The sequence below is a fragment of the Polaromonas sp. P3_A5 genome (genome assembly GCF_056403055.1).
On record NZ_JBFUGF010000001.1, the window covers coordinates 2552152 to 2576134 of the forward strand.

General features: G+C 62.7%; 23 protein-coding genes. 15 read left to right on the forward strand and 8 right to left on the reverse strand.

Features of this window, described 5'->3' with window-relative positions:
* Positions 1-128: 128 nt before the first annotated feature.
* Positions 129-2006, reverse strand: coding sequence for a hypothetical protein (locus AC1DU8_RS12100; protein WP_477726799.1), 1878 nt, complete (start codon positions 2004-2006; stop codon positions 129-131).
* A gap of 200 nt (positions 2007-2206) precedes the next feature.
* Positions 2207-3397: an aminotransferase-like domain-containing protein gene (locus tag AC1DU8_RS12105; protein ID WP_477727050.1), complete on the reverse strand. Its 1191-nt coding sequence runs from the start codon at positions 3395-3397 to the stop codon at positions 2207-2209.
* Between the two features lie 132 nt (positions 3398-3529).
* On the opposite strand from AC1DU8_RS12105, the gene AC1DU8_RS12110 reads away from it, so the two are divergent.
* From AC1DU8_RS12110 to AC1DU8_RS12135, 6 genes are all read left to right on the forward strand, one after another.
* The gene (locus tag AC1DU8_RS12110; protein ID WP_477688976.1) at positions 3530-4129 is read left to right on the forward strand and encodes a TetR/AcrR family transcriptional regulator; all 600 of its coding nucleotides are present in this window, start codon (positions 3530-3532) and stop codon (positions 4127-4129) included.
* A 33-nt stretch (positions 4130-4162) separates the two neighbouring features.
* Positions 4163-4690: an SRPBCC family protein gene (locus AC1DU8_RS12115; RefSeq protein WP_477726800.1), complete on the forward strand. Its 528-nt coding sequence runs from the start codon at positions 4163-4165 to the stop codon at positions 4688-4690.
* Positions 4680-5090, forward strand: coding sequence for a PaaI family thioesterase (locus tag AC1DU8_RS12120; RefSeq protein WP_477726801.1), 411 nt, complete (start codon positions 4680-4682; stop codon positions 5088-5090). Before AC1DU8_RS12115 ends, AC1DU8_RS12120 begins: the two co-directional genes overlap by 11 nt.
* A 144-nt stretch (positions 5091-5234) precedes the next feature.
* Entirely contained in the window at positions 5235-5525 is a 291-nt protein-coding gene (locus AC1DU8_RS12125) for a helix-turn-helix domain-containing protein (protein WP_457278762.1), read from the forward strand.
* 51 nt (positions 5526-5576) lie between these two features.
* Entirely contained in the window at positions 5577-6896 is a 1320-nt protein-coding gene (locus tag AC1DU8_RS12130; protein WP_477726802.1) for a type II toxin-antitoxin system HipA family toxin, read from the forward strand.
* Positions 6893-7870: an AraC family transcriptional regulator gene (locus AC1DU8_RS12135; protein ID WP_457278764.1), complete on the forward strand. Its 978-nt coding sequence runs from the start codon at positions 6893-6895 to the stop codon at positions 7868-7870. Before AC1DU8_RS12130 ends, AC1DU8_RS12135 begins: the two co-directional genes overlap by 4 nt.
* 36 nt (positions 7871-7906) lie before the next feature.
* Here AC1DU8_RS12135 and AC1DU8_RS12140 read toward each other — a convergent pair whose 3' ends face one another.
* Entirely contained in the window at positions 7907-9571 is a 1665-nt protein-coding gene (locus AC1DU8_RS12140) for an alkaline phosphatase family protein (RefSeq protein ID WP_477726803.1), read from the reverse strand.
* A 242-nt stretch (positions 9572-9813) separates the two neighbouring features.
* On the opposite strand from AC1DU8_RS12140, the gene AC1DU8_RS12145 reads away from it, so the two are divergent.
* On the forward strand, positions 9814-10860 hold the full coding sequence (locus AC1DU8_RS12145; protein WP_477726804.1) for a BLUF domain-containing protein: 1047 nt from the start codon (positions 9814-9816) through the stop codon (positions 10858-10860).
* A gap of 130 nt (positions 10861-10990) precedes the next feature.
* Entirely contained in the window at positions 10991-11635 is a 645-nt protein-coding gene (nth, locus tag AC1DU8_RS12150) for an endonuclease III (RefSeq protein ID WP_477667147.1), read from the forward strand.
* Between the two features lie 9 nt (positions 11636-11644).
* Here nth and AC1DU8_RS12155 read toward each other — a convergent pair whose 3' ends face one another.
* From AC1DU8_RS12155 to AC1DU8_RS12165, 3 genes are all read right to left on the reverse strand, one after another.
* Positions 11645-12769: an ABC transporter substrate-binding protein gene (locus AC1DU8_RS12155; protein WP_457278768.1), complete on the reverse strand. Its 1125-nt coding sequence runs from the start codon at positions 12767-12769 to the stop codon at positions 11645-11647.
* 89 nt (positions 12770-12858) lie between these two features.
* On the reverse strand, positions 12859-13836 hold the full coding sequence (locus AC1DU8_RS12160; protein ID WP_457278769.1) for a Bug family tripartite tricarboxylate transporter substrate binding protein: 978 nt from the start codon (positions 13834-13836) through the stop codon (positions 12859-12861).
* A gap of 81 nt (positions 13837-13917) precedes the next feature.
* The gene (locus AC1DU8_RS12165; protein WP_477670980.1) at positions 13918-15138 is read right to left on the reverse strand and encodes a pyridoxal-phosphate-dependent aminotransferase family protein; all 1221 of its coding nucleotides are present in this window, start codon (positions 15136-15138) and stop codon (positions 13918-13920) included.
* A 115-nt stretch (positions 15139-15253) separates the two neighbouring features.
* On the opposite strand from AC1DU8_RS12165, the gene AC1DU8_RS12170 reads away from it, so the two are divergent.
* Positions 15254-15949 carry a GntR family transcriptional regulator gene (locus tag AC1DU8_RS12170; RefSeq protein WP_457278771.1) on the forward strand — a complete coding sequence of 232 codons (696 nt, stop codon included), beginning with the start codon at positions 15254-15256 and terminating at the stop codon, positions 15947-15949.
* A 70-nt stretch (positions 15950-16019) separates the two neighbouring features.
* A complete protein-coding gene (locus tag AC1DU8_RS12175) occupies positions 16020-19124 on the forward strand; it encodes an FAD-binding and (Fe-S)-binding domain-containing protein (protein WP_477726805.1) in 3105 nt (1034 codons plus the stop codon).
* Positions 19125-19259: 135 nt separating this feature from the next.
* On the opposite strand, the gene AC1DU8_RS12180 is transcribed toward AC1DU8_RS12175, so the two are convergent.
* Positions 19260-19847 carry a hemerythrin domain-containing protein gene (locus AC1DU8_RS12180; protein WP_477701891.1) on the reverse strand — a complete coding sequence of 196 codons (588 nt, stop codon included), beginning with the start codon at positions 19845-19847 and terminating at the stop codon, positions 19260-19262.
* Positions 19848-20067: 220 nt separating this feature from the next.
* Between AC1DU8_RS12180 and AC1DU8_RS12185 the strand changes: the two genes are divergently transcribed.
* A complete protein-coding gene (locus tag AC1DU8_RS12185) occupies positions 20068-21060 on the forward strand; it encodes a DUF2167 domain-containing protein (RefSeq protein WP_477726806.1) in 993 nt (330 codons plus the stop codon).
* A 13-nt stretch (positions 21061-21073) separates the two neighbouring features.
* On the forward strand, positions 21074-21799 hold the full coding sequence (locus AC1DU8_RS12190) for a site-2 protease family protein (RefSeq protein ID WP_457278775.1): 726 nt from the start codon (positions 21074-21076) through the stop codon (positions 21797-21799).
* A 24-nt stretch (positions 21800-21823) separates the two neighbouring features.
* Here AC1DU8_RS12190 and AC1DU8_RS12195 read toward each other — a convergent pair whose 3' ends face one another.
* The gene (locus tag AC1DU8_RS12195) at positions 21824-22081 is read right to left on the reverse strand and encodes a hypothetical protein (RefSeq protein WP_457278776.1); all 258 of its coding nucleotides are present in this window, start codon (positions 22079-22081) and stop codon (positions 21824-21826) included.
* Between the two features lie 123 nt (positions 22082-22204).
* Between AC1DU8_RS12195 and AC1DU8_RS12200 the strand changes: the two genes are divergently transcribed.
* The 3 genes from AC1DU8_RS12200 (at position 22205) to AC1DU8_RS12210 (ending at position 23974) form a co-directional block, all read left to right on the forward strand.
* Positions 22205-22801: a 3'-5' exonuclease gene (locus AC1DU8_RS12200; RefSeq protein WP_457278777.1), complete on the forward strand. Its 597-nt coding sequence runs from the start codon at positions 22205-22207 to the stop codon at positions 22799-22801.
* Positions 22802-22923: 122 nt separating this feature from the next.
* The gene (locus AC1DU8_RS12205) at positions 22924-23142 is read left to right on the forward strand and encodes a hypothetical protein (RefSeq protein ID WP_457278778.1); all 219 of its coding nucleotides are present in this window, start codon (positions 22924-22926) and stop codon (positions 23140-23142) included.
* Between the two features lie 43 nt (positions 23143-23185).
* Complete coding sequence (locus AC1DU8_RS12210) at positions 23186-23974, forward strand: substrate-binding domain-containing protein (RefSeq protein ID WP_477667141.1); 789 nt, start codon at positions 23186-23188, stop codon at positions 23972-23974.
* Positions 23975-23983: the final 9 nt, after the last annotated feature.

Consider the following 23983-nt stretch of genomic DNA (forward strand, 5'->3'; position numbering starts at 1 on the left):
CGCGGATACAGGTACTCGCAAAGGACTCGGCCAAAGTGCGAAAGCGCGTGTGTGTTACGCCTATGCGGGCGCGGCGCGCACTGGTTGTACTGCGAGCTGTACTGTGCCAGTTGTACGTCATGCACCCCTCACTGCATCGCGCAACGGCCGTTGCACCCCTGCTGAAGAATGGTGGCCTTCCACTCTTTGCGCGTGCCCAGCCATGCATAGCAAATCTCACCGACGCTTTTGCCGGAAAATTCTGCAGCCGTCGCCGCGGAGGTGAACTTCGCAGTCAGGAGGTCGGAATACAGAGAGCCAGAACACACTCGCCATGTGTTTTCTGGCTTGCCACTGCGGGCGGTTTCGAAGGCCTGCTCTTTGGCCTCTTGCTCGGAGGTTTCGGCCAGTATCTGCGTCTTTTGCTCTTCGGCCCTGGCAACCAGCTTTTGCACAGCAAGGCCGGCAGATTGCTTTGCCGCATCTCGCCTGGCGGTAACGACTTTTTCTTGTTCGGTATCAGACTCGCGGTACAGCCGCGATATCTTGAAGCGCAGTTCGGGATCGAAATCATCATCCTGGGGAATCACAGGGACACCGGGTATGTGGACGGGCCGTGGGAGCTCTTGCCGGCGAAGCTCTCCTTGCAAAAACCGGCCGTCTTCGGTGAGTGCAAGCGAGTAATGAACATCAGATTTCAAAGACACCTGCAAGACGTTGCCAGCCACCTTCCACTGGCCGGTGTCTGACGACCTGGGCATCTGGTAAATGGCAACGCCGTCCGGGTTCAGGCGGAGTATGTTTCCCGGCACCTGCAACGCCTCCGACTTCCATACGCTGCCTGCAAAGTTGGCCGCTGCGGTAGCCGCGGTTCCGACGATCGGGATGTAGCCGTCGCTGGTGAGCGGCGCACGCGCCAGCGGAGCCAGAAGCGTGGCGCCGCTTTTTGTCTTGCTTTCCCCGACGTAGCGGGTCATCACGTTGCTAATGGGCGGCTCTGAAATCACGGCCCTGTAGTCGGCCCTGTTGTAGCTGCCTGGCTTCAACAGCGAGGAGTCGTAGGACAAGGTCACCCCGCCATCGCGAGTCAGCGTATAGGACACCGCGTAGGCGTTGCCGCTGCGCAGCTCAATCAGGCCCTGGGCTTTTCCGTAAGTGGCCAGTTCCGCCAACAACTGGCGCCGCCAATTGACAAGGCCGGCGCGGGTGGCGCCGACCGTCACGACCGTGTTGCGCAAGACTTCCACCGGCAAGATGGCATGCCCGGCAGGGCTGAAGCCGATGCAGGTCCAGAACTGGTCCGCGATTCCCACCAGCTTAGAGGCGCCCGCCTGCCCCATAAAGCCGGTGACGGTTTTGCCCTTTTGGGTGTTTTCAACGAGTTCCTCATAGCGTTGCCGCGGAAGACCAGCATTGCAGCGCTGCAACTGTTCCAGCGCATCTGGGGCCAAGAGCGACTGGCGCGAAAAGCGTTCTTCGATGTCGCGGGGGCTCACTGCCGCGGCGGGTGCCTGCTGGGCGAATCGGGCTTGCGCTGACGGCGCAGGTCGCAGGGTGGCAACCACACGGTCAGCCATGGAAAGTGCACGCGCTTTGCCCGCTGGGCTATAGACGCCGCTGTTGGCCTTGTCCCTGATGCTTTGCGCAACAAGTTTCATCATGCTGTCTGAAAGACCTTGCAATGTCTCAAGAATTTTTTGCGCGGCTTCCGCATCGGGTCCGCCTGCTGCCGCGTTTTCTTTCATGTTTGTGGAGGCTGCCTTGCTGGCGCCTTCGATAGGAATGACCATCCAGTTCAAGGCATCGAGGTATTCCTCTTCATACGCGCGGGGGTCTGCATTGAAAGCTTTCTCATAGCGCTTGACGAGAGGCCCGATCAGTTTCGGAATGTCCGGCTGGCCAATACTTTTTGGAAATTCCACAAAATAGTCGTCCATGACGACTTTGGCCCTTGCCGGCGCCAGCAATGCGCGCAACGCGGCACCACCCTCCGGATCTGAATATTTCAGCGGGCGGTCTGGCTGCATCACCTGCTTGCTTTCATGAAGCATCAGTTCCGAAGCGAAAGCCCGAACCGCATCCCCCGCCCATACGAAGCCGCTTTGGCTCGCAAGCAAAAAAACCAAAGCCCATGTTTTAACGAAGCGCATTTTTTCCCCTCCACCGCTTATCTATTTTTTGCTTATCTACCCCGCCCAACCCACCCAGCTGACCTCAGGCTATCTCATCAAAGCGCCTTGCCCAACCGCCCCACACCCTCTTCAATCTTCGCCACATCCGCGGTGGCAAAGCTCAGCCGCAGTGTGGCCAGGTCCGGGTTGCTGGCGTAGAACGGCGCGCCGGGCACAAAGGCCACGAGCTGTTCAATCGCTTTTTTGGCGAACTCGCCGGCGTCTTTGCTTTTGCCGCCTGCGCCCGTCAGGCGTGCCCAGAAGAACAAGCCGCCTTGCGGCTGGGTGAATTCAATCGCGTCGCCGAGCTCGCGCTTGAGCGCTGCGCCCATGGCGTTGGCGCGCTCGCCGTATACCTTGCGCACATGGGTCAGCGTGGCGGGCATGCGGCCGGCCTTGAGGTATTGCGCGGCGGTGGCCTGGGCGAAGGTGCTGGTGTGGGCGTCGCTGAACTGCTTGCACATGGTGGCTTTCGCCAGCAGCTCGGCGGGGGCGATCATCCAGCCCACGCGCAGGCCTGGGCTCAGCACCTTGCTGAGTGAGCCGCAGTGGGCCAGCAGCTCGCGGCTGCCGGGCACGCCGGCGCTCAGGGCGAGCAGTGAGGGTGGTGGTGCCTCGCCGAAGTAAAGGTCGCCATACGGGTCGTCTTCGACGATCAGCGTCTGGTATTTAACGGCCATCTCCAGCACCTTCTTGCGGCGCTCGAGGTTGAGCAGTGCGCCGCTGGGGTTGCCGAAGGTGGGAATCAAATACACAAACTTGGGCTTGTGCTGGGCGATGAGTTGTTCGAGCTCGTCGGTTTTGACGCCGTTGGCATCAATCGGTGCGCTGATGAGTTCTGCGCCGTACAGGCGAAAACACTGGATGGTGGCCAGGAAGGTGGGACCTTCGACGATGACCTTGTCGCCGGGGGAGATCATGGTTTTGCCGAGCAAATCAAGCGCCTGCTGGCTGCCGGTGGTGACGATGAGGTTTTCGGGGGCGACGTCTTTGGCGCCCTTGGTGGCCATGAAGGCGGCGAGCTGTTCGCGCAGCGGGCCGTAGCCTTCGGTGGCGCCGTATTGCAGCGTGCCGCCGGGCTCTTCGTTCAGGGCCTTGTTGCTGGCCTCCTGGATGCCGGCCACGTCGAACATGGCGGGGTCCGGAAAGCCGCCGGCAAAGCTGACGATGCCGGGCTTGCCCAGCAATTTAAAGAGTTCGCGGATGGCGGAAGTTTCAACGTTGTTGAGGCGGTCGGCAAATTGCAGTGGCATGGGGGTCTCGCTTTCTGTTTTGTATTGTCGCCAATTTGCGCGCAGGTTTCCTGCGGCCTGGCCTGCCGGTTGCCCTGCGGTCGCAGGGAAGTTGACAGAGTATCAATCTAGAGTAATACTCTAGTCATGAGTTCTGCCACACCCCCTGCCGCTGCCGCCCTCTCCACCCGGGAGCGCCTGCTGGACGCCGCCACCAAGGTGTTCCTGGCGCACGGCTTCACGGCCGCGTCGATGGACATGGTTCGCCAGGAGGCGGGCGTGAGCAACGGCAGCCTGTACCACCACTTTCCCACCAAGGCACAACTGGCCGATGCGCTGTATGCGCACACGCTGCGCGATTTCCATGGGGCGCTGATGCAGCCCATCAGCGGCAAGGCCTCTGCCCAGGCCGGCGTCAAGGGCCTGATGCGCGCGTACATCCAGTGGGTGCTGCAACACCCCGACCAGGCACGGCTGCTGCACACGCTGCGGCGCGGCGGCGACATGGCAGGCGGCGCCGAGATCGACGCGGCCAATGAGCAGGCCTTTGCCACGCTGAGGGCCTGGGTGGCGCAGCAGGTGGAGGCCGGCGAGATGCGGGCCATGCCTTTTCACCTGTGGATGGCGCTGATGTTTTCACCGGCGATGTCGCTTACGCAGGGCTGGGTCAGCCAGCCCACCCCGGCCGTCACACCCAAAGTGAGGGCCGCACTGGAACACGCGGCCTGGATGGCCATGGCCCCCTGAAACACCTTCCCGATTTCAACAAGGAGTAGCTGCATGAAAGTCGTCAATGTTCATCAACGTCTGCTGCACGCCAGCCCGGAGCAGGTGGGCGCGCTGATTGATTCGCTGGGCTCGCCGGCCGATGCCTTGTGGCCCGGCAAGGTCTGGCCGCGCCTGAAGTTCGACAAGCCGCTGGCCGTGGGCGCCATCGGTGGGCACGGGCCCATCCGCTATGTGGTGGAGGCCTACACACCGGGGCAGTCTGTGCGGTTTCGCCTGACCGCACCGGCGGGGTTTGACGGCTGGCACGGCTTTGAGGTGCTTGAGGCCACGCCTGCGCATTGCGTGCTGGAGCACCGCATTGAGATGAACACACGCGGCACTGGCCTGCTCTTGTGGCCGCTGGTGATTGGCCCCCTGCACGATGTTTGCGTGGAAGACGTGCTGTCGCAGGCGCAGCTCTCGCTGGGCAACGAGCCACGGCAGGTGCCCTGGCCGGCCTACATACGCCTGCTGCGCTGGCTGGTGTCGGGCGGCAGGCGCTTGACCCCGCCGTTTTCGCGCAGCCAGCATGCCCGCTGACTTGCTGGCCTGGGGCCGTCAGGTGCTGGGCCAACAGCCCTTCAGCGCGATGCTGAACGCGCAGCTGGATGCCTTTGCGCCCGGCGGCGCGGAGCTGTCGGTGCCTGTGGTGCCCGGCCTCTTGCAACAGCACGGCTTTGTGCATGGCGGTGTATTGTCCTATTTGGCGGACAACGCACTGACGTTTGCGGGCGGCTCGGTACTGGGCGACTCTGTCACGTCAGAGTTCAAGATCAACTACCTGCGGCCGGCCAAAGATGCCGACCGCCTGCTGGCCGTAGCCACGGTGGTGGGCAGTGGCAAGACCCAGGCGGTATGCCGATGCGATATTTTTGTGCTGCGCGGGCAAGAGCGTACCTTGTGCGCGGCGGCGCAGGGCACCATACGCAAGGCGACCTAGGGACTGTTGACAGGCCACAGGCTTCGCAAAACACGGATGCTGGCGGGGACGGTACAAGCCTGGCCATTTGATCGCCCTTGAGCGATATTTTGACAATATTGCCTAAAAACGATATTATGCAGATATCACTCAAAGGCGGTATCCATGAGCACGCTTCAAACCTTTCCCGTTCAGACATCAGCACAGCTGTCAGTGCATTTGAAATCGCTGCGAAAAGCACGCGGGTTGACGCAGACCGCGTTGGGTGAGCGCATAGGCGTCAAGCAGGTCCGCATGGCCGATATTGAAAAAAACCCCGGTGCGGTGAGCCTCGACCAGTTGCTTCAGGTGCTGCATGCGCTGGACGCGCGACTGCTGCTGGCAGACTTGCGGCGGTATGCCGAGACTGACACCCCACCCGCCCCCACCGCGAACAGCCCCACAGCCGATTGGTAACCGGGGAAAGCGCTTGGGAAAGCATGACGAAACAGTTTAAAAAGGTGGCCCATGGCATTTGCCGATCTTGACGTGTGGATGAACGGCCAGCATGTGGGCCTGTGGTTCTGGACGCGAACCGGCACGCCGGGTTTTCGTTATGACCAAAGCTGGCCGCAGTCGCCCCATGCGCGGCCGCTGTCGGTTTCACTGCCCATGCCGGCCGGGGGCGGCGATGTGATGGGCCCCAAGGTAGAGCACTACTTTGACAACCTGTTACCCGACAGCAGCCGCATCCGCGAACGGCTGCGCCGCCGCTTTGGGACTTCTTCAATCCGCGCGGCCGACCTGCTGGCAGCCATCGGCCGGGATTGCGTGGGCGCGCTGCAGCTGCTGCCACAGGGCCAGCGGCCACCGCCGCACGACCGCATCGACAGCACGGCACTGACCGACAGCCAGGTGGAGACGCTGCTGGGTGACGTAACCGGGGACGGTGTGGAAGGCGCCTCGCTGGCGGACGATTTCCGGATATCCATTGCCGGCGCTCAGGAAAAGACAGCGCTGCTGCGCATTGGCCAGCGTTGGCACCTGCCGTCGGGCTCTACACCCACCACGCACATCTTCAAACTACCGCTGGGCCTGGTCGGCAATATGCGCGCCGACATGTCGGACTCGGTGGAAAACGAATGGCTCTGCGCCGCCCTGCTGGGTGAACTGGGGTTTGAGGTCGCGCCCACACAAATGGGCCGCTTCGGCCGGCGCAAGGTGCTGATCGTGGAGCGCTTTGACAGGCGCCGGATGGACGGCGGCCAATGGATCGCCCGCCTGCCGCAAGAGGATTTCTGCCAAGCCACCGGGACGCCCGGTGACCTCAAGTATGAAAGCGACGGCGGCCCAGGCATTCGCACAGGGCTGGACTTGCTGAGCGGAAGCAGCAATGCCCGCGCCGATCTTCTGCATTTCGCGCAGGTCCAGCTGGCCTTCTGGATCATGGCCGCCACTGACGGCCATGCCAAGAATTTTTCGATCTTTCTGGAGCGCGGCGGCAGCTTTCGCATGACGCCGCTGTACGACGTGCTGTCGGCCTGGCCCATCATCGGCAACGGGCCCAACCAGATCAGCCCACGCCGCGCCAAACTGGCCATGGCCTTGCGCAGCAAAAACGCGCACTACCATTTGCACGAAATCCGCACCCGCCACTGGGAAGCGCTGGCGCGGCAAAGCGGTGTGCCGGGCGCCTTCGACCAGATGGTGGCGCTGGTGCTGCAGGTGCCGTACGCGCTGGAGCGCGTGGCCGCGCAGCTGCCGGCAGATTTCCCCAAGGCGGTGTTCACGGCCATACGCCGCGGCATGTTGGCGCAGGCTGAAAAGTTTGTGGCTGAACTTCCATGACGGAGCCCGGCCTTGACCCCGCGGCCCGCCGCACTTATATCGCCCGCATCAACCGGGTGGTAGACCACGTCAGCGCCAATCTGGCCGGCACGCTGGACTTGCAAGCGCTGGCCGATGTGGCTCACTTTTCGCCCTGGCACTTTCACCGCGTGTTTCAGGCGGTCACGGGTGAAACCCTGGCTGACTGCGTGCGCCGCCTGCGGCTGGAGTCGGCAGCCCAGCAACTCATTTTTACACCGCAGACCGCGCTACAAATCGCGCTCGACACGGGCTTTGCGTCGGCCGAGGTTTTCAGCCGTGCCTTTCGCGCCCATTTCGGCACAACGCCCACGGCCTGGCGGCGCGGCGGCTGGCGCGACTGGGCAGCGCGCCAGCAGCGTGAACTTAGCAAGATTCATCAAGGCAATCACAAGATGAATCAAGACTCCCTCATGGCATTGTTTAAAGATAGAACCCTCTGGCCCGTGGGGCCGGTTTTATCTGAAAGAGGTTTGAGCATGCACATTGAACTGAAGACCATTCCTGCCATGCGCCTGGCTTACATGCGCAACACCGGCCCTTACGGCGACGGCGTGGCGCAGCTGTGGCAACGCTTTGTCGCCTGGTGCGGCCAGCACGGCCACATGAACCCGCGCCCCAGGATGTACGGCATCAGCCAGGACAACCCCGAGATCACGCCGGCCGAAAAATGCCGCTACGACGCATGCATTGAGGTGAACGAGGCTTTCAAACCGCAAGGCGAGACAGGCGTGCAAAACTTTGGCGGCGGGCGTTATGCCTGCGGCCGTTTTACCGGCAAGCCGGGCAACGAAGTGCACGAAGCCTGGACGCACATGTTCGCCGAGTGGCTGCCGCAAAGCGGCTACCAGCCAGAGAACAAGCCGGCCCTGGAGCTGTATGAAGAAGACTTCGTGATGGACCCGAAGACCGGCACCTTCAGTTGCTGGCTCTGCGTGCCCGTGCGGGCGCTGTAGCGCCGGCGACTGGTTTTTAAAGCCGGGCCTGGGGCCCTACAGCCCCTGTAGCGGCAACAACTTGCCCTCGGCCGCGGAAGGCGGCGCAATGCGCAGCAGGCGCGACAGCGTGGGCGCGATGTCCACCACTTCCACCCGCGCATCGATGCGGCCGGGCTTTATCCAGGCGGGGCCGTACATCAGGATGGGCACTTGCGTGTCATACGGATGCGGTGAGCCGTGGGTGGCGACCGTGTTGCCGAACATCCAGCCGGGCTTGAGTGAATACTGCACGTCGCCCGATACATCGGCGTGCCAGGATTTTCGGATCTGATCGAAAAATGGCGCACCGGCACGGCTTGCGCTTGCCAGTTCGCGACGGGTATAGGCCGCAGCAAAGCCGGGCTCTGCCAGCAGCAGCGTGCGGGCTTCTTCTGCCAGGGCATTCGGGTCTGCCTGCTTTTGCGCGATGAGTTTTTTGTCGAACAGCAAGCTGGAGCCGGAGAATCCCGCCGTCCATTTGCCTTCGCCAAACCGTTTTTCCAGGCCGGTGTTGACGCGCCACAGCACCTGACTGCTGTTGACGCGACCGGCCTCACGGCCCTGGCTGGCGAGGTAGTCAGGTGACGGCATGAAGCCGTGGTCGGCCGTCAGCATGACGAGGTAGTTGTCTTTGCCGACGCGGGCGTCCAGGTCCTGGAAGAAGGCCTGCAGCATGCGGTCGAGTTGCAGCAGGTGGTCGTGCGACAGCCGTGACTCGGCGCTGTAGGCGTGGTTCACGTAGTCGTGGCCCGACAGGCTGACCGACAGGATGTCGGGAATGTCGTCCTGCCCCAGCTGCTCGCCGGCAATGGCCGCGCGGGCAAACTCCAGCGACATGGCATCGACAAAAGGACCACGCAGCAGCGAGCTGTAAAACCGCGGTCCGGGCGCCGTGTCGTCGGGCGCGCCGTACATGGCTGGCAAACCGCCGCCGGCGGGGCCAAACCATTTTTGCTGGTCGGGCACAGAGCGCGCATAGGCGGCCTCGGGCAGCAGGGCTTTCCATTCGGTCTTGAAGTAACGGTCGGCCAGCTTCTGGCCGTTAAAGGCATTGACCCAGCCCGGATGCGCGGCCATGTAGTGCGTGCTGGACGCAAACTGCCCTGTGGCACCCATGTACATATAGGCCGTGCCGGTTTTGCCGGCGGGCAGGATGGCGCCGCGGTCTTTGCCGGAGATGCCGATCACTTTTGAGCGGCTGTCTACCCGCCGCAGCACGTCGCCCACCGTTTCCACCTTGAGGTTCTTGGGGCTTGTGCCGTCGAGTGCATTGGTCTGGTGGTCGATGTAAGTGGCCGTGGTGTCACCGGTGCAGTACACCGGCTCTGCGGTGATGGGGTCGCGCCAGTCGTTGCCGATGATGCCGGTGCGATGCGGATAAGCGCCTGTGAGCATGGTGGCGTGGCCGGCCGCGGTGACGGTGAAAGCATGGCCGTAATGCGCGTTGGCGAACCAGGCGCCGCGGTCAAGGAAGCGTGCCAGGCCATCGGGCGCGAGCTGGTCGCGGTAGTCCAGCACCTGGCGCTGCGGCAGCCCGTCCACCACCAGGAAGACAACGAGTTTGGGCCGCGGTGCAGCGGCTTGCGATGGCGCGGTAGCGCCGGGCGCTGCGGCACAACTGGCCAGCAACACTGCCGTGAACGCGGCAACCAGAATACGCAAAGGTGTGTGAAGTTTCATGGGGATCATGCGGGTGATGCTAGGTGAGTTCATGGTTTGCGGGCAACAGTAGTCACCCGTAGCAGGCCTGGCTGTCACGGCCTGTTGCCGGGAAGGCTTGCATGGTAACTGCGTCACCACGTACCCATTTGGGTCCCCTGTGTAGGACCATGGCTCTCCGGACTACTACTTCTGTCTCGTTCACATTTGGTTTCAATGCCAAAGGATTGACGTGCGTTTCGGTTGTAAGGCAGGATGCATTCATGACCAACAACGCAGCGCCGGACACGGCGCCCAACGTAGCGCCATATGTCGCCGCTCCAGGAGAGACGGAGGTTGAGCGCGTGGTGACGGCGAGCATGTGCAACATGCGGGAAGGCATCTTCGCGCAGATGGAAAACATCCGCACGGAGTCGCTGCGCCACAACACGCCCCTCGGTCTGCACGTAGTGCTGCATTACCAAAGCGGCTGGTTTGTGCATTGGGTCGAAGGGCCTTCGGCGGCAGTGCGGGACTTGCTGCAGCATGTTGTGCAACACGACCCGCGCCACCATTCACCCCATACATTGCACACCAGCAAGGGGCGGCGGCTTTTGCCGACACCGTGGTCCATGGCGATGTCGCAGGCCACCGAGTCGGCGGTTTATTTCGGCCGCCGGGTCATGGCCCTGCGGGAGCAACTTGAAAAGGGCAAACAGTATTCGCCCTCCTCGGTGCTTCGCCGCCTGTCGGCACCCATGCAACTTGCCCAGGCGCAGGCACTCGCAGACCCCGAAGCCTTTCACCGCATGGGCATCTGCTCGGCCAGCGGCACCGAGGCTTTCGACATGGTGGGCTGGCTGGCCCAAAAGACGGGCGGGGTGGTCGCAAAACGGCGCTTTGCCGGCGAGACAGACTTTGACGGCAGCAGCGAGTATGTCGACTTCATGGAAGGCGGCTACCCATGCCGGCTGATTGCCGTGGCGCGCAACGGCCTGACGCACGGGCTTCGCCGGGCTTTCCTTCCGGAGTGGCCGCATTTTGTGATGCTCTTTTGCGGCGCGGCCAAGTTTGACAATGCGCTGATGGACCGCATGATCGCCGCCTGCGACGGCCTGCCTGCGAAGCCGGTGCTGGTGGGGGTTGCCCGCGACACCGCGACCCACCAGCGCATGCAGGAGATGGCAAAGGCTGCGCAGCTGGAGTATGTCGTCGGGGGCGTTGCCACGCCCGACAACTGCAACGCCATATGGCAGACGATGCGCGACCAGCTGGACCGGGCCGGTGCGCCGTCCAGCTCGGTGTGGGACGTGCCGCGCATGGCGGCCTGAGCGCCCTGCCCCATTTCCCCATTTCCCCATTTTCCCATTTCCCCATTTTCCCGTTTTTGTTTATCGGCATCTTGCTGCACGGACAGGTGTTTGCGCGCGCCGGCCTTCGCGCGCCGATACACTGCGAGGCATGAAAAAAGAAGACATCGCCCCATTTTTTGCCACGCTGAAGGCGGCCAACCCGATGCCTGTGACCGAGCTGGAATACACCAGCGTGTTTGAGCTGCTGGCCGCCGTGCTGTTGAGCGCGCAGGCCACCGACGTGGGTGTGAACAAGGCGACGCGCAAGCTTTTTCCGGTGGCCAACACGCCGCAGGCCATCATTGACCTGGGGCTGGAACGCCTGGAGTCTTACATCCGCACCATCGGGCTGTACCGGACCAAGGCCAAAAACCTGCTGGCAGCGTGCCAGATTCTGGTAGAGCAGCATGGCGGCAAAGTACCGCGCAGCCGCGAAGCACTGCAGGCCCTGCCCGGCGTAGGCCGCAAGACGGCCAACGTGGTGCTGAACTCGGCATTTGGCGAGGCCACGATGGCGGTGGACACGCACATCTTTCGCGTGAGCAACCGCACAGGCCTGGCGCCCGGCAAAAACCCGCTGGAAGTCGAGCTGGGCCTGCTCAAGCGCGTGCCTGCCGAATACATGGTGGATGCGCACCACTGGCTGATACTGCACGGACGCTATGTGTGCATTGCGCGCAAGCCCCAGTGCTGGCAATGCGCGGTGGCACCGTGGTGCGACTTTGAACCGAAGACGCCGCCGCCGGCGGCGTAAAGAAAGCGCCTAACGGGCGAAGGTGCCGTCGGCGCGAATCATTGTCAGATTCACGAAGCGCGAACCCAGATTGCTTTGCTTGCTGTAAGTCAACGCAAAGCCGCCCAGGTCTTCATTGGTGAATGTTTCGAGCGTGCTGATGAGTTTGGCGCGCGTGACCGGCGCCGGCGTTTTTTGCAGCGCGCGCACCACCAGCTTGGCGTTCAGGAAACCTTCCATGCTGTTGTAGCTGAATTTCTTGTCGCCGTTGGACGAGATGACGGTCTGGTATTCACGCACGACGGCGTTGCCCAGCTCGGTAAACGGGTAAGGCACGACCTGCGAGGCAATCACGCCGGCTGCCGCATCCTTGAGCTCGGCATGCAGCCCGGACGACACGCTGAGCACCATGAACTGGGCGGTCACGCCCTTGGCGCGAAAAGCCTGGATGAACGCCGCATTGGGCTTGGCCTGCCCGATCAAAATCACGGCTTGCGGCTGCGCCGCGGCAATCACCTCGGCAGCTTTGGCAACGTCAACCGTGCCGCGCGGCACCGGGGCCACGGCAGCAGCCGTTGCGCCGCGCTTTTGCATGGCGGCGTTCAGGGCTTCCAGGCCTTCCTTGCCGAAAGCGTCGTCCTGGTACATCACGCCGATTTTCTTGATGCCGATGGTCCACGCGTGGTTGACCGCCGCTTCGATCTCGTCGGTGGTGCTGGCGCGCACGTGGAACAGGTTGGACACATACGGTTCACGCAGCGACTTTGCGCCGCTGGTGTTGCCGATCTCCGCAATGCCGGCCGCCTGCACCAGGGGCACAATCTTCAGCATGTTGGCCGTGCCGCGATAGCCCACCAGCGCTACGGCGTTCTGGGTTTCGATCAGGGCCTTGGTGTTCTCGGCCGTCTTGTCGGGATTAAAGCCGTCGTCCAAGCTGACGAGTTTGATCTTCTCGCCGCGAACGCCGCCTTTTTTGTTGATGTCATCAAAGTACGCGTTCATGCCGCGCACATAGTCGGTCGTCAGTGCGGCGCTATTGCCAGAGAGGTCACCCGAGTGGCCGAGCACGATGTCGGCCGAAGCGGCCGAGGCGGCCAGACCCAGAAAAAAAGCGGCCAGAAAACGGCCGCCCTTTGAAAAATTAACAACTTTCATGAAACGAATCCCTACCCTCTTGTGAAAAAATTGGTGTCAATAAAAAAGCCGGCCCAAGGCCGGCTTGTGCTTCCGGTGCGCGGTGTATGTCAGGCGTCGACCCTGACCTTGGCCTGCTGGGCCACCTGCGCCCACTTCTTTTGCTCCATCTTGATGAAGGCCGCAAATTTTTCGGTGCTGCCGCCGCCGTCTTCGGCGCCATACTGGTCCATCTTTTCCTGCACGTCAGACATGGCCAGTACCTTGTTGACGTCTTCGTTCATGCGTTGGACCATGGCCGGCGGCATCTTTGAAGGGCCCATGAGGCCGTACCACACGGTGGCTTCGAAACCCGGGAAACCGGACTCGGCCATGGTGGGCACATTGGGATGGCCTTTGGCGCGCTTGAGGCGCGTTTGCGCCAGCGCGATGGCCTTGCCGCTTTTGACATGCGGCGTGGCCGAGGTCATGGTTTCAAAGCAGTAGTTGACCTGCCCGCCGATCAGATCGACCAGCGCCGGGCCGGAGCCGCGATAAGGAATGTGCAGCGCAAAAATCTTTGCCTGAAGCTTGAACATTTCCAGTGCAAAGTGCTGGGCCGAACCACCGCCCGCAGAAGCAAAGCTGATCTGGCCGGGTTTGGCCTTGCACAAGGCCACCAGGTCCTTCACGGTTTTGGCGGGCTGGTCGGCATTGCAGATGAGCATGTTGGGCGTGACGCCGACCATGCTGATGGGCACGAAGTCGCGATCAGCGTCGTAGCCGAGCTTGATGCCCAGTGCTGGCGCCAGCGCGTGGCTGTTGATGTGGGCCATCAGCAAGGTGTTGCCGTCACCGGCCTGCTTGGCCACGTAGTCGGCGGCAATCACGCCGGCCGCGCCACTCTTGTTTTCAATGATGACCGAGGTGTTCCACATGGTGGACAGCTTCTGGCCCACCACGCGCGCCAGCGCGTCGGTGCCGCCGCCGGGCGGGAAACCCACCACAATGCGCACCGGCCCACTGGGCAGCGTTTGCGCCCTGAGCATGGGTGACGCCACCATGGCGGCTGTGGCCGCCGTCGCGCTGATAAAGGTTCTGCGTTGCATGGTTTCCCTTTTTGATTCGGTAATTTATGGAATTTTGATGACCGTTTGACGTAACACCCTGCGGTCGTGCGCAGCGGGTGATCAGGCTGCCTTGCGCTGCGGCACCACAGCCGCATGGCTGGAAAAGTGGTCCATGGCGGCTTGCACACCCGATCCCGCGAGTTTGACGCCCGCAAGTTTCAGACCCATTTCACAGCCGCTCAGCGCCGCCATCAGCGTGAGGTCGTTGCAGTCGCCCAGGTGGCCGATGCGGAACATCTTGCCTTTGACCTTGCCCAGGCCGGTGCCCAGTGAGCAGTCAAAGCGTTCGTAAATGATCTTGCGCACTGCGTCGGCGTCGATGCCTTCAGGTGTCATGACGCCGGTCAGCACCGGCGAATACACGGCCGCATCGGCGCACTGGATCTGCAGGCCCCAGGCCTTGACCGCCGCACGCACGCCGACAGCCCAGCGCTGGTGGCGCGCAAACACGGTTTCCAGGCCGTGCTCCAGCAGCATGTCGCAGGCTTCGCTGAGGGCGTACAGCAGGTTGGTGTTGGGGGTGGACGGCCAGTAGCCGGTCTTGTTCATCTCGATGATTTCATCCCAGGCCCAGAAGGCTTTGGGCAGCGTGGCCTTTTTGCTGGCTTCGATGGCCTTGGCCGACACGGCGTTGAAGCTGATGCCGGGCGGCAGCATCAGGCCTTTCTGCGAGCCGCTGATGCTGACGTCAACGCCCCACTCGTCGTGGCGGTAGTCGGCCGAAGCCAGGCCCGAAATGGTGTCAACCAGCAGCAGGGCCGGATGTCTGGCGGCGTCAATCGCCTTGCGCACGGCGGCAATGTTGCTGGTCACGCCGGTGGAAGTTTCGTTGTGCACCACGCAGACAGCCTTGATGCTGTGCTGGGTGTCGGCCTTCAGGCGCTCTTCAATCAGATGGGCCTGGACACCATGGCGCCAGACGTCGGCGCCGGGGTAGCCGATGACTTCGGTTTTGAGGCCCAGGCGCGCAGCCAGCTTTTGCCACAGCGCGGCGAAATGGCCGGTTTCGTACATCAGCACATGGTCACCCGCATTCAGCGTATTGGAAAGTGCAGCTTCCCAGGCGCCGGTACCGGAGGCCGGGTAAATGATGACGGGTTGTTGGGTCTGGAAGATCTTCTTGATGTCGGCCAGCACCTTGAGGCCCAGCGCCGCGAATTCGGGGCCGCGGTGGTCGATGGTGGGCAGGCTCATGGCCCGCAGGACGCGGTCAGGCACCGGCGAAGGGCCGGGAATTTGCAGAAAATGACGTCCGGTGGGGTGAAAGTCAAGCGTCAACATGGCGAAAAACTCCAGAAGTAGGACGCTATTTTTTGCATACAAAATTCATTTGTCAATAGAGCAAAGGGTTACAAATTGATTTGACACCCCTGTTTTTTGCATACAAAATTTGCTTATGGCCGCCGAAATCATTCCCATCCCCCGCGCTGCCCTTCACGAACAGGTGGCGCACCGCCTGCGCCAGATGCTGGTTGAAAACCGCATCCACCCGGGCGCCAAGCTCAATGAGCGCGAACTCAGCGAAGTTTTGAACGTCTCGCGCACACCGCTGCGCGAGGCCATCAAGATGCTGGCCGCAGAGGGCCTGGTCGAGCTCTTGCCCAACCGCGGTGCGATAGCGGTGGAACTCACCGAAGCCGACGTGCTGAATACCTTTGAGGTCATGGCCGGGCTGGAGGCGCAATCGGGCGAACTGGCCGCCCAGCGCATCACCGACGATGAGCTGGCCGAAATCAAGGCCATGCACTTTGAAATGATGGCCGCCTACACGCGCCGCGACCTGCCCAACTACTACCGGCTCAACTCCGCCATTCACAGCGCCATCAACGCGGCCGCGAAGAACCCGGTGCTCACCACCACCTACCGGCAGGTCAACGCGCGCCTGCAGGCGCTGCGCTTTCGCTCCAACCAGGACGAAGAAAAATGGAAGTCAGCCGTGAATGAACACGAGCTGATGATTGACGCACTGGCTGCGCGCGACACCGCCGCCATGCGCAAGGTGCTGCTGGGCCACCTGGCCAGCAAGCGCGAAGTCGTGGTCCAGCAACTGCGCGCCGCGGCGGCGCCCGCCAGCACGCCTTCCAGGGCGTGACCTGCAACGTGACCTTTGCCTGGCTTCAGGGCCGGGCCTCAACACCCACACAAAACCCGGATCGCCCGCGATGAACGCCCCCCTTCCACTCAAGATATCCCGGCAGGCCGCGGCCCACGCCTACGACAACGTGGCCCGCATCAGCAATGAAGTTGCCGGCAGGCTTGCGGCACGGCTGGCCGCCGAAACACAGGGCGAAGTGCTGTTTTCGCCGGCCGACCGGGGCCGTTACGCCACCGACGCCTCCATCTACCAGGTCATGCCTGTGGGCGTGTTTGTGCCGCGCACGGCAGACGACGTGAAGGCCGCGCTGGACATCTGCCGCGACATGCAGGTGCCCATCGTGCCGCGCGGCGGCGGCACCAGCCAGTGCGGGCAAACCGTGGGCACCGGCCTTGTCATCGACTACGCCAAGCATGTGCGCAACATCCTGGCGGTGAACCCGCAAGAGCGTACCGCCGAGGTAGAGCCCGGCATTGTGCTGGACCACCTGAATGCCGCCCTGAAAAAACACGGCCTGTGGTACCCGGTGGATGTTTCGACCAGCGCCCAGGCCACGCTGGGCGGCATGGCGGGCAATAACTCCTGCGGCAGCCGCAGCATTGCCTACGGCAACATGGTGCACAACGTGCTGGGTGCCAAAGCCTGGACATCCGACGGCAGCCTGCTGCAGCTGGGCGCTTACGCCGGCAGCAGCGGCAAGGCACGCGAGCTGGGCAGCCACGTGCGTGCGCTGGCCGAGGAGCTGCACCCCCTCATCAAGCGGCGCTGGCCCAAAGTCATGCGGCGCGTGGGCGGCTACAACCTGGACATCTTCGACCCGCAGAGCGAGCGGCCCTACACCAGCGACGGCTCGGTCAACCTGGCGCATCTGCTCATAGGCAGCGAAGGCACGCTGGCGCTGACCCGGTCGCTGACGCTGCAACTGAGCGAACTGCCCCGGGCCAAGGTGCTGGGTGTGGTGAATTTCCCGACCTTTTACCGCGCCATGGATGCGGCGCAATTCATCGTCAAGATCGGCGAAGGCACGCTCACTGCGGTAGAGCTGGTCGACCGCACGATGATTGACCTGTCGCTGCAAAACCCGGCCTTTGCGCCGACGATCCGCAGCGCGCTGATCGGCGATCCGGCGGCCATTTTGCTGGTGGAGTTTTCGGGTGCCAGCAAGGCCGAGCTGTTGCCCAAGCTCAAGCGCCTGGGCGAGTTGATGGGCGACCTGCTGCTGCCCGACTCGGTGGTGGAGATGACCGAGGACGCACCGCAAAAAAACCTGTGGGAGGTGCGCAAGGCCGGCCTCAACATCATGATGAGCCTCAAGGGCGACGGCAAGCCGGTGAGTTTTATCGAAGACTGCGCCGTGCCGCTGCAGCATCTGGCCGCCTACACCGACGCCTTGACCGAGATCTTCAGGAAGTACGGCAGCAAGGGCACGTGGTATGCCCATGCCTCCGTCGGCACGCTGCACGTGCGGCCCATCCTGGACATGCGACGTGAAGGCGCGCCCAAGATGCGCGCGATTGCCGAAGAAGCCTCCGTGCTGGTGCGCAAGTTCAAGGGTGCCTACAGCGGCGAACACGGCGACGGCCTGTGCCGCGGGGAGTGGATCAAGTGGCAGTTTGGCCCGGAGATCAGCCAGGCCTTCGCCGACATCAAGCAATACATGGACCCGGCGGGCTTGCTGAGCCCCGGACGCATGATCAACCCGCCCAAGATGGACGACACGCGGCTGATGCGGTTTCCGCCGGGCTACCGTGTCATTCCCCTGAAGACCGCGCTGGACTGGCGCGCCTGGGACGTGCAGAACGACCCGGCCACCGAAAGAACCAGCGCACCCGGCAGCGGCGGCGACCCGGCCCGCGGCTTTGCCAAGGCCGTGGAGATGTGCAACAACAACGGCCATTGCCGGAAGTTTGATGCCGGCACCATGTGCCCCAGCTACCGCGTGACACGCGACGAGCAGCACCTGACGCGCGGACGCGCCAACACACTGCGCCTGGCATTGAGCGGGCAGCTCGACGGGATGAAGGCCGAAGACGCCTTCACCAGCGAGGCTGTAAAGGAAGCCATGGACCTGTGCGTGGGCTGCAAGGGTTGCAAGCGCGACTGCCCCACCGGTGTGGACATGGCCAAAATGAAGGTGGAGTTTTTGCACCACTACAAGCACAAGCACGGCTACACGCTCAAAGACAAGATGGTGGCGTACCTGCCCGACTATGCCCACTGGGCCAGCCGCCTGGCGCCGCTGCTGAACCTGCGCGACAAGGTGCCGGTGCTGGCGGCCTGGAGCGAAAAACTGATGGGCCTGTCGGCCCGCCGCACACTGCCGCAATGGACGCGCCAGACCTTCTGGAAGCGCCTGAACAAACCCGGCGCGGCGTCGAAAGGAAGCATCACGACCGCCAGCCGCGAAGAAGTGCTGGCCGCCGCACGGCCGGTCGTGCTGTTTGTGGACACTTTCAACGGCTACTTTGAGTCAGAAAACGCACTGGCTGCACTGAAGGTGCTGCAGGCCGCCGGCTACACGGTGCATGTGGCTGCGAAAACCGAGGCCGACGGCAAGAGCCTGTGCTGCGGCCGCACTTACCTGGCCAGCGGCATGGTAGGCAAGGCCAGAGCCAAGGCGCGCGAGGTGGTGGAAGCCCTGCTGCCCTTTGCCGAAAAGGGCATCGCCATCGTCGGCCTAGAGCCCTCCTGCCTGCTGACGCTGCGCGACGAGATGCTGGTGATGGGCCTGGGCGAAGCAGCGCACACCATCAGCCGCCATGCATTGCTGCTGGAGGAATTTCTGGCGCGCGAGGCAGCCGACGGCAAACTCGACAAGCTCAAGGGCCGGCTGAAAGCGACGGCCCAACCCATCTTGCTGCACGGCCACTGCCACCAGAAAGCTTTTGGCGCGGTCAGCCCTATCATGGATGTGCTCAAGCTGATTCCCGGCGCAAAACCTGAGCTGATCGAGTCAAGCTGCTGCGGCATGGCAGGAAGCTTTGGCTACGAGGCCAACCACTACGAGGTGTCGATGCAGATGGCCGAACTCAGCCTGCTGCCAGCGGTGCGCAAGCAGCCCGACGCCATTGTGGTGGCCGACGGCACCAGCTGCCGCCACCAGATCAGGGACGGCGCGCAGCGCGAGGCGATTCACGTCGCGGTACTGCTGGCGCAGCAGCTGCAGGGCTGAAGGCGGCCGCCGCACGGCAGATTTTCAGCACCCGGAACGCTATACTTTTAATAGCTGCTTGCGCTTTACCCTATTGGGCTACAGCCTGTTTTTGCTTGAATATTCCGGTGCAACACATTTCAGCCACGCAAGCGCCTAGACATGCCCCACCACCATGGGCGCATGCCTGAGGTGAAGCGACAGGCCCAGTGCCGCCATGTGGTTGCCGTTGCGCCCGAGGATGGTTTCGGCCAGCGGAAGGAATTCTTCCTCTTCAAAGCGCGCGTGTTTCAGGTAGGCCTGCACCAGCGCCTCCGCCGCTTGCAGGTCCAGCTCTGCCGGCTGGTTTTTTGCCGCCGCTTTCACTGCGGGTTCGAGGTCTTTCCAGATCGATTCGATCTTGCGGTGCTCGGCCACCAGGCGCTTGATCATCGCGCTGACTTTGTCGGCCTCTTCCCCCTTGGCGGCACTGCGCAACACCGCCGGGAACAACTCATTTTCTTCGTCGGCATGGTGGCCTGCCACCGCGTACTTGAAGAGGCTGAGCGTGTGCGAAGCGACGTTGCGCGCTTGCGCCGCCGCGGCCAGCAAGGCCGGCAGTTCGGCGAAAGCCTGCAGCTGGGACACGATACCGAAGTGGCATTGCGAGAAGCCGGCCAGCGGCATGGTGAGGTCAACCAGGCCCGCAGCGGCGGGAGGCGCGGGCAATTCCCCACTGTGGTAGCTGACGTGATGGATGCTCATGGATCTTTCCCCTGGTTAACGGATGCACCCTGCCGGCCAGCCGACCCGGCAACAACCGGGAAGCGCCAGGAAGCGCCGGGAAGAGCCAACCGGACACCGTGCAGCCAGTTTGACTATAGGGAGGCGATCAGGGGCGCTGTTGATCCAGATCAAACAGCCGCCGGTTCCCCCAAAGCCCGTGTCAGAATATCCGGAAATTTATTCCAACAGGGAGGACTTGATGAACCATTTGTGGACGCGCATCTGTGCGCTGGCGGTTGTGCTGTCTTGCGGTGCTGCCATGGCGCAGCCGATGACAAAAGACGAAGCCGAAAAAATCTGGGCAGAAGCCCGTACAGCAGCCAAGGAAGGCCCGCAGGATATTGCCCTGGCCGACCAGGCGGTGCTGAAGCTGCCGGCCGGCCGCATTTTTGTGCCGCAGCCGCAGGCCGCCAGGCTTCTCAATGCCATGGGCAACCCCGGCAAGGATTCGCGGCTGCAGGGCCTGGTGTTTCCGGCGGCCAACGACTCCTGGTTTGTCACGGTGCGCTTTGAGTCCGCAGGCTACGTGAAAGACGACGACGCCAAGGACTGGAACGCCGACGACCTTCTCAAAAGCTACCGCGAAGGCACAGAGGCCTCGAACAGCGAACGCAAGAAGATGGGTTTTCCTGAAATGGAAATTGTCGGCTGGGCCGAAAAACCGGCCTACAACGCCGCCACCCACCGGCTGGTGTGGGCCATGTCCAGCAAGGACCGCGGCGCAGCGCCCGATGCCGCGCAAGGGGTGAACTACAACACCTATGCGCTGGGGCGTGAAGGTTACTTCAGCCTGAACCTGGTGACGGCGCTGAATGATTTGCCGAAAGACAAACCCGTCGCCGCGGAGCTGCTGTCGGCCCTGCAATACAACGACGGCAAACGCTACGCCGATTTCAATTCCAAAACCGACAAGGTGGCCGAATACGGCCTGGCCGCGCTGGTGCTGGGCGTGGCCGCGAAAAAACTCGGCTTCTTCGCCGTCGCCGCGCTCTTTTTTGCCAAATTTGCCAAGGTGATCTTTCTGGCCGTGGCGGGGTTTGGCGCGGTGTTCCTGAAATACTTCAAGCGCAAACCGGCTGCAGCGCCCATGCCGGTCGCGGCCGCCGAGCAGGAGACGGTTCCTGCCGCATTCGGCAGTGCGGCAAACGCGCCAACCACCCCGGCAAAACCTCCCGCACCGCCCACCGCCTGAAAAGCACCTTCGCGTGACGAAACTCCTGCTGCTGCTTTTCACCGGCGCCAAGTTCGGCAAGTTGCTGCTCACGGGCGGCAGCATGCTGATTTCGGTGTTTGCCTACGCGCTGTTGTTCGGCTGGCGCTACGCGGTGGGTTTTGTGGCGCTGCTGTTTGTGCATGAAATGGGCCACTACATTGCGGCGCGGCAGCGCGGCCTCAATGTGGGCGCGCCCACCTTCATTCCGTTTGTGGGCGCCTGGGTAGAGCTCAAGGACATGCCGCATGACGCCGAAACCGAAGCGTATGTAGGCCTGGGCGGCCCGCTGCTGGGCACGATAGGCGCGCTGGCCTGCTATTTTCTGGCGCGCGACCAGGACAGCAATCTGCTGCTGGCGATTGCCTATTCCGGCTTTTTCCTGAACCTCTTCAACCTGATTCCGCTGTCGCCGTTTGACGGAGGCCGCATCACCGCGGTGCTGTCGCCGCGCATCTGGTTTCTGGGGGTGCCGGTGCTGGTGGGCCTGTTCTTCTGGCGGCCCAGCCCCATGCTGATCCTGATGGCGCTGCTGGCCGGGCCGCAGCTGCTGAAGGCCATACGCTACAAATCAGACAGCGAAGAGGCGAAAACCTATTACGCCACCAGTGCGGCCACGCGCTTTGAATACGGCTTTTATTACCTGGCCCTGGCGGCGTTTCTGGCGGTAATGACGCATGACGTGCATGAAATGCTGCGCGGCGTCAGCGGCATCCGGTAAATCGGGCTGAATGCACGGCTCGTGTCAGTCCGGCACAAACTTCGCGTTGAAGGTCGCCTCGTCTTCGGGCAGCTCCAGCGTCACCAATTGCCCCATGCGCATGTCGGCGAGGCGGCAGGCGCCGAACAGGCTGTATTTGCCCTTGAGCCCGTAGCTTTCCATGTCGATCAGCATGAAGGAGTGCGGCACAAACACCTGGTGCAGAAAAATCGTACGGTGCCGGTTGCGCGGCGACGGAAAGAGCTTGTATTGCTCGGTGGTGATGCTTTGTGCTGCTGCCATGGTGTGGGTGAGTGAGGGCGGTCGGGGGCTGTCCGGTGTAATGCGTTAACCCTGACTGTAAGCTCTAGCCTTGCACAGACCTTGCCGCAGCCCTGTTTTTTGCCCACTTATGCCCCAATACCCATGACAGAGCGTCACCCAACCCCCGGAAAAGAAGAAATTGCCCTGCTGGAGCCGTTTGACCGGTTGAGCCTGGGACAGATCCAGGTGGTGGCGACACCGGCCCAGGCCGCCGCAGCGCTGCAGGCCCTGGCTGGCGCCACGGTGCTGGGCTTTGACACCGAGTCGAAACCGACCTTTGCCAAAAACGAGGCCTCTGAAGGGCCGCACATCGTGCAGCTTTCGGCGCTCGACAAGGCCTGGATCTTCCAGCTCGAAGACGCCGAATGCCGCCGCGTGGTCGGGCTGCTGCTGAGCTCGCCCGCCATCATCAAGGCCGGCTTCGGCCTGGGGGACGACCAGCGCCGCATCATCCGCAAGCTGGGCACAGACCTGCAGGGCGTGCTGGACCTGAACGTGGTGTTCCGCGAGCGCGGCTACCGCAAGGACATGGGTGTGCGCGGCGCCGTGGCCGTGATGTTCAACAAGCGCTTCCTCAAGTCCAAGAAGGCCGCCACCTCCAACTGGGCCAATGAAAGGCTGACGGAAGCGCAGATCATTTATGCGGCCAACGATGCCTATGGCGCGCTGCGGGTGTACAAAGCGCTGGGGCTGGGGTAAGCGCGGCCGCAATACGCTACCAAATTGATAGCTGGCTGCGCTTATCCACAAAGGGTTTCAACCGCTTTTTACTTAAAAACCCTGACGGCCAAAATTGTCTTTATCTTTAGAAGGAAACAACCATGAAAACACTGCTCCCCCTGCTCGCCTGCGTCCTGATGTCCGGCTGCGCCGCCGAACTGGTCAGCGTCAATGACAAACTGATTGTGGTCAAAGCCCGCCCGTCGAAACTGGGCGAAGCCACCGACATCGCTGAAATGGAATGCCAGAAGCGCGGCCTGCACGCCCGGCTGGTGACAAAGCCGACCCCCGAGCAGTACGGGTTTGAGTGCGTGCGCTGAGCCACGCATCCACGCTGCAAATCGAAGAAAACGAGGAGATGGCATGCAACAACTTCTGAAGTTCTGCAGGATCTTTTGGCTGCTGCTGCCCGTGCTGGTGTGGCCCGGCGGCGCCGCGTGGGCGGCCGACATTCATGTGATGACCTCGGGCGGCTTTACCGCCGCCTACAACGAGCTGGTGCCGGCCTTTGAGCGTGCAACCGGGCACAAAGTCATCACGGCGTATGGCGCTTCCATGGGCGACGCACCGGATGCCATTCCGAACAGGCTGGCGCGCAAGGAGCGGGCCGACATCGTGATCCTGGCGGCGCCGGCGCTGGATGCGCTCATCAGCCAGGGCAAGGTGCAAGCCGGCAGCCGGGTGGACCTGGTGCGCTCCCTGATCGGCATGGTTGTACGCGCAGGTGCGCCCAAGCCTGACATCAGCACGGTCGACGCGCTCAGGCGCACGCTGTTGGACGCCCGGTCCATTGCCTACTCGGCCAGCGCGAGCGGTGTCTATATCTCGACCGAGCTGTTCCAGCGCCTGGGAATTTCCGCGCAGGTTGCGGGCAAGAGCACCAAAATACTCAGCGAGCGGGTGGGCACCGTGGTGGCCCGCGGCGATGCCGAACTGGGCTTCCAGCAGGTCAGCGAACTGCTTCCGGTTCCGGGCATCGACTACGTGGGGCCACTGCCGGATGAAGTACAGCGCGTCACCGTGTTTTCAGCGGGCATTGCCACCGATGCTGTCGAGCAGGATGCCGCACGTGCATTGATTCGTTTCTTTACCACTGCGGCGGCCGCGCCCGTCATCCGGAAAACCGGGCTGGAACCCATTACGCCTCGGTAATAGCGGGTA

What these genes read in the sequence shown, in the direction of transcription:
- AC1DU8_RS12110 (WP_477688976.1), top strand. Translation starts at nt 3,530, where the DNA reads ATGAGTTCTGCCACACCCCCTGCCGCTGCCGCCCTCTCCACCCGGGAG.
- AC1DU8_RS12100 (WP_477726799.1), bottom strand. Translation starts at nt 2,006, where the DNA reads ATGCAGCCAGACCGCCCGCTGAAATATTCAGATCCGGAGGGTGGTGCC.
- nth (WP_477667147.1), top strand. Translation starts at nt 10,991, where the DNA reads ATGAAAAAAGAAGACATCGCCCCATTTTTTGCCACGCTGAAGGCGGCC.
- AC1DU8_RS12115 (WP_477726800.1), top strand. Translation starts at nt 4,163, where the DNA reads ATGAAAGTCGTCAATGTTCATCAACGTCTGCTGCACGCCAGCCCGGAG.
- AC1DU8_RS12160 (WP_457278769.1), bottom strand. Translation starts at nt 13,836, where the DNA reads ATGCAACGCAGAACCTTTATCAGCGCGACGGCGGCCACAGCCGCCATG.
- AC1DU8_RS12140 (WP_477726803.1), bottom strand. Translation starts at nt 9,571, where the DNA reads ATGAAACTTCACACACCTTTGCGTATTCTGGTTGCCGCGTTCACGGCA.
- AC1DU8_RS12135 (WP_457278764.1), top strand. Translation starts at nt 6,893, where the DNA reads ATGACGGAGCCCGGCCTTGACCCCGCGGCCCGCCGCACTTATATCGCC.
- AC1DU8_RS12125 (WP_457278762.1), top strand. Translation starts at nt 5,235, where the DNA reads ATGAGCACGCTTCAAACCTTTCCCGTTCAGACATCAGCACAGCTGTCA.
- AC1DU8_RS12200 (WP_457278777.1), top strand. Translation starts at nt 22,205, where the DNA reads ATGACAGAGCGTCACCCAACCCCCGGAAAAGAAGAAATTGCCCTGCTG.
- AC1DU8_RS12205 (WP_457278778.1), top strand. Translation starts at nt 22,924, where the DNA reads ATGAAAACACTGCTCCCCCTGCTCGCCTGCGTCCTGATGTCCGGCTGC.
- AC1DU8_RS12170 (WP_457278771.1), top strand. Translation starts at nt 15,254, where the DNA reads ATGGCCGCCGAAATCATTCCCATCCCCCGCGCTGCCCTTCACGAACAG.
- AC1DU8_RS12155 (WP_457278768.1), bottom strand. Translation starts at nt 12,769, where the DNA reads ATGAAAGTTGTTAATTTTTCAAAGGGCGGCCGTTTTCTGGCCGCTTTT.
- AC1DU8_RS12210 (WP_477667141.1), top strand. Translation starts at nt 23,186, where the DNA reads ATGCAACAACTTCTGAAGTTCTGCAGGATCTTTTGGCTGCTGCTGCCC.
- AC1DU8_RS12175 (WP_477726805.1), top strand. Translation starts at nt 16,020, where the DNA reads ATGAACGCCCCCCTTCCACTCAAGATATCCCGGCAGGCCGCGGCCCAC.
- AC1DU8_RS12180 (WP_477701891.1), bottom strand. Translation starts at nt 19,847, where the DNA reads ATGAGCATCCATCACGTCAGCTACCACAGTGGGGAATTGCCCGCGCCT.
- AC1DU8_RS12130 (WP_477726802.1), top strand. Translation starts at nt 5,577, where the DNA reads ATGGCATTTGCCGATCTTGACGTGTGGATGAACGGCCAGCATGTGGGC.
- AC1DU8_RS12120 (WP_477726801.1), top strand. Translation starts at nt 4,680, where the DNA reads ATGCCCGCTGACTTGCTGGCCTGGGGCCGTCAGGTGCTGGGCCAACAG.
- AC1DU8_RS12185 (WP_477726806.1), top strand. Translation starts at nt 20,068, where the DNA reads ATGAACCATTTGTGGACGCGCATCTGTGCGCTGGCGGTTGTGCTGTCT.
- AC1DU8_RS12195 (WP_457278776.1), bottom strand. Translation starts at nt 22,081, where the DNA reads ATGGCAGCAGCACAAAGCATCACCACCGAGCAATACAAGCTCTTTCCG.
- AC1DU8_RS12165 (WP_477670980.1), bottom strand. Translation starts at nt 15,138, where the DNA reads ATGTTGACGCTTGACTTTCACCCCACCGGACGTCATTTTCTGCAAATT.
- AC1DU8_RS12145 (WP_477726804.1), top strand. Translation starts at nt 9,814, where the DNA reads ATGACCAACAACGCAGCGCCGGACACGGCGCCCAACGTAGCGCCATAT.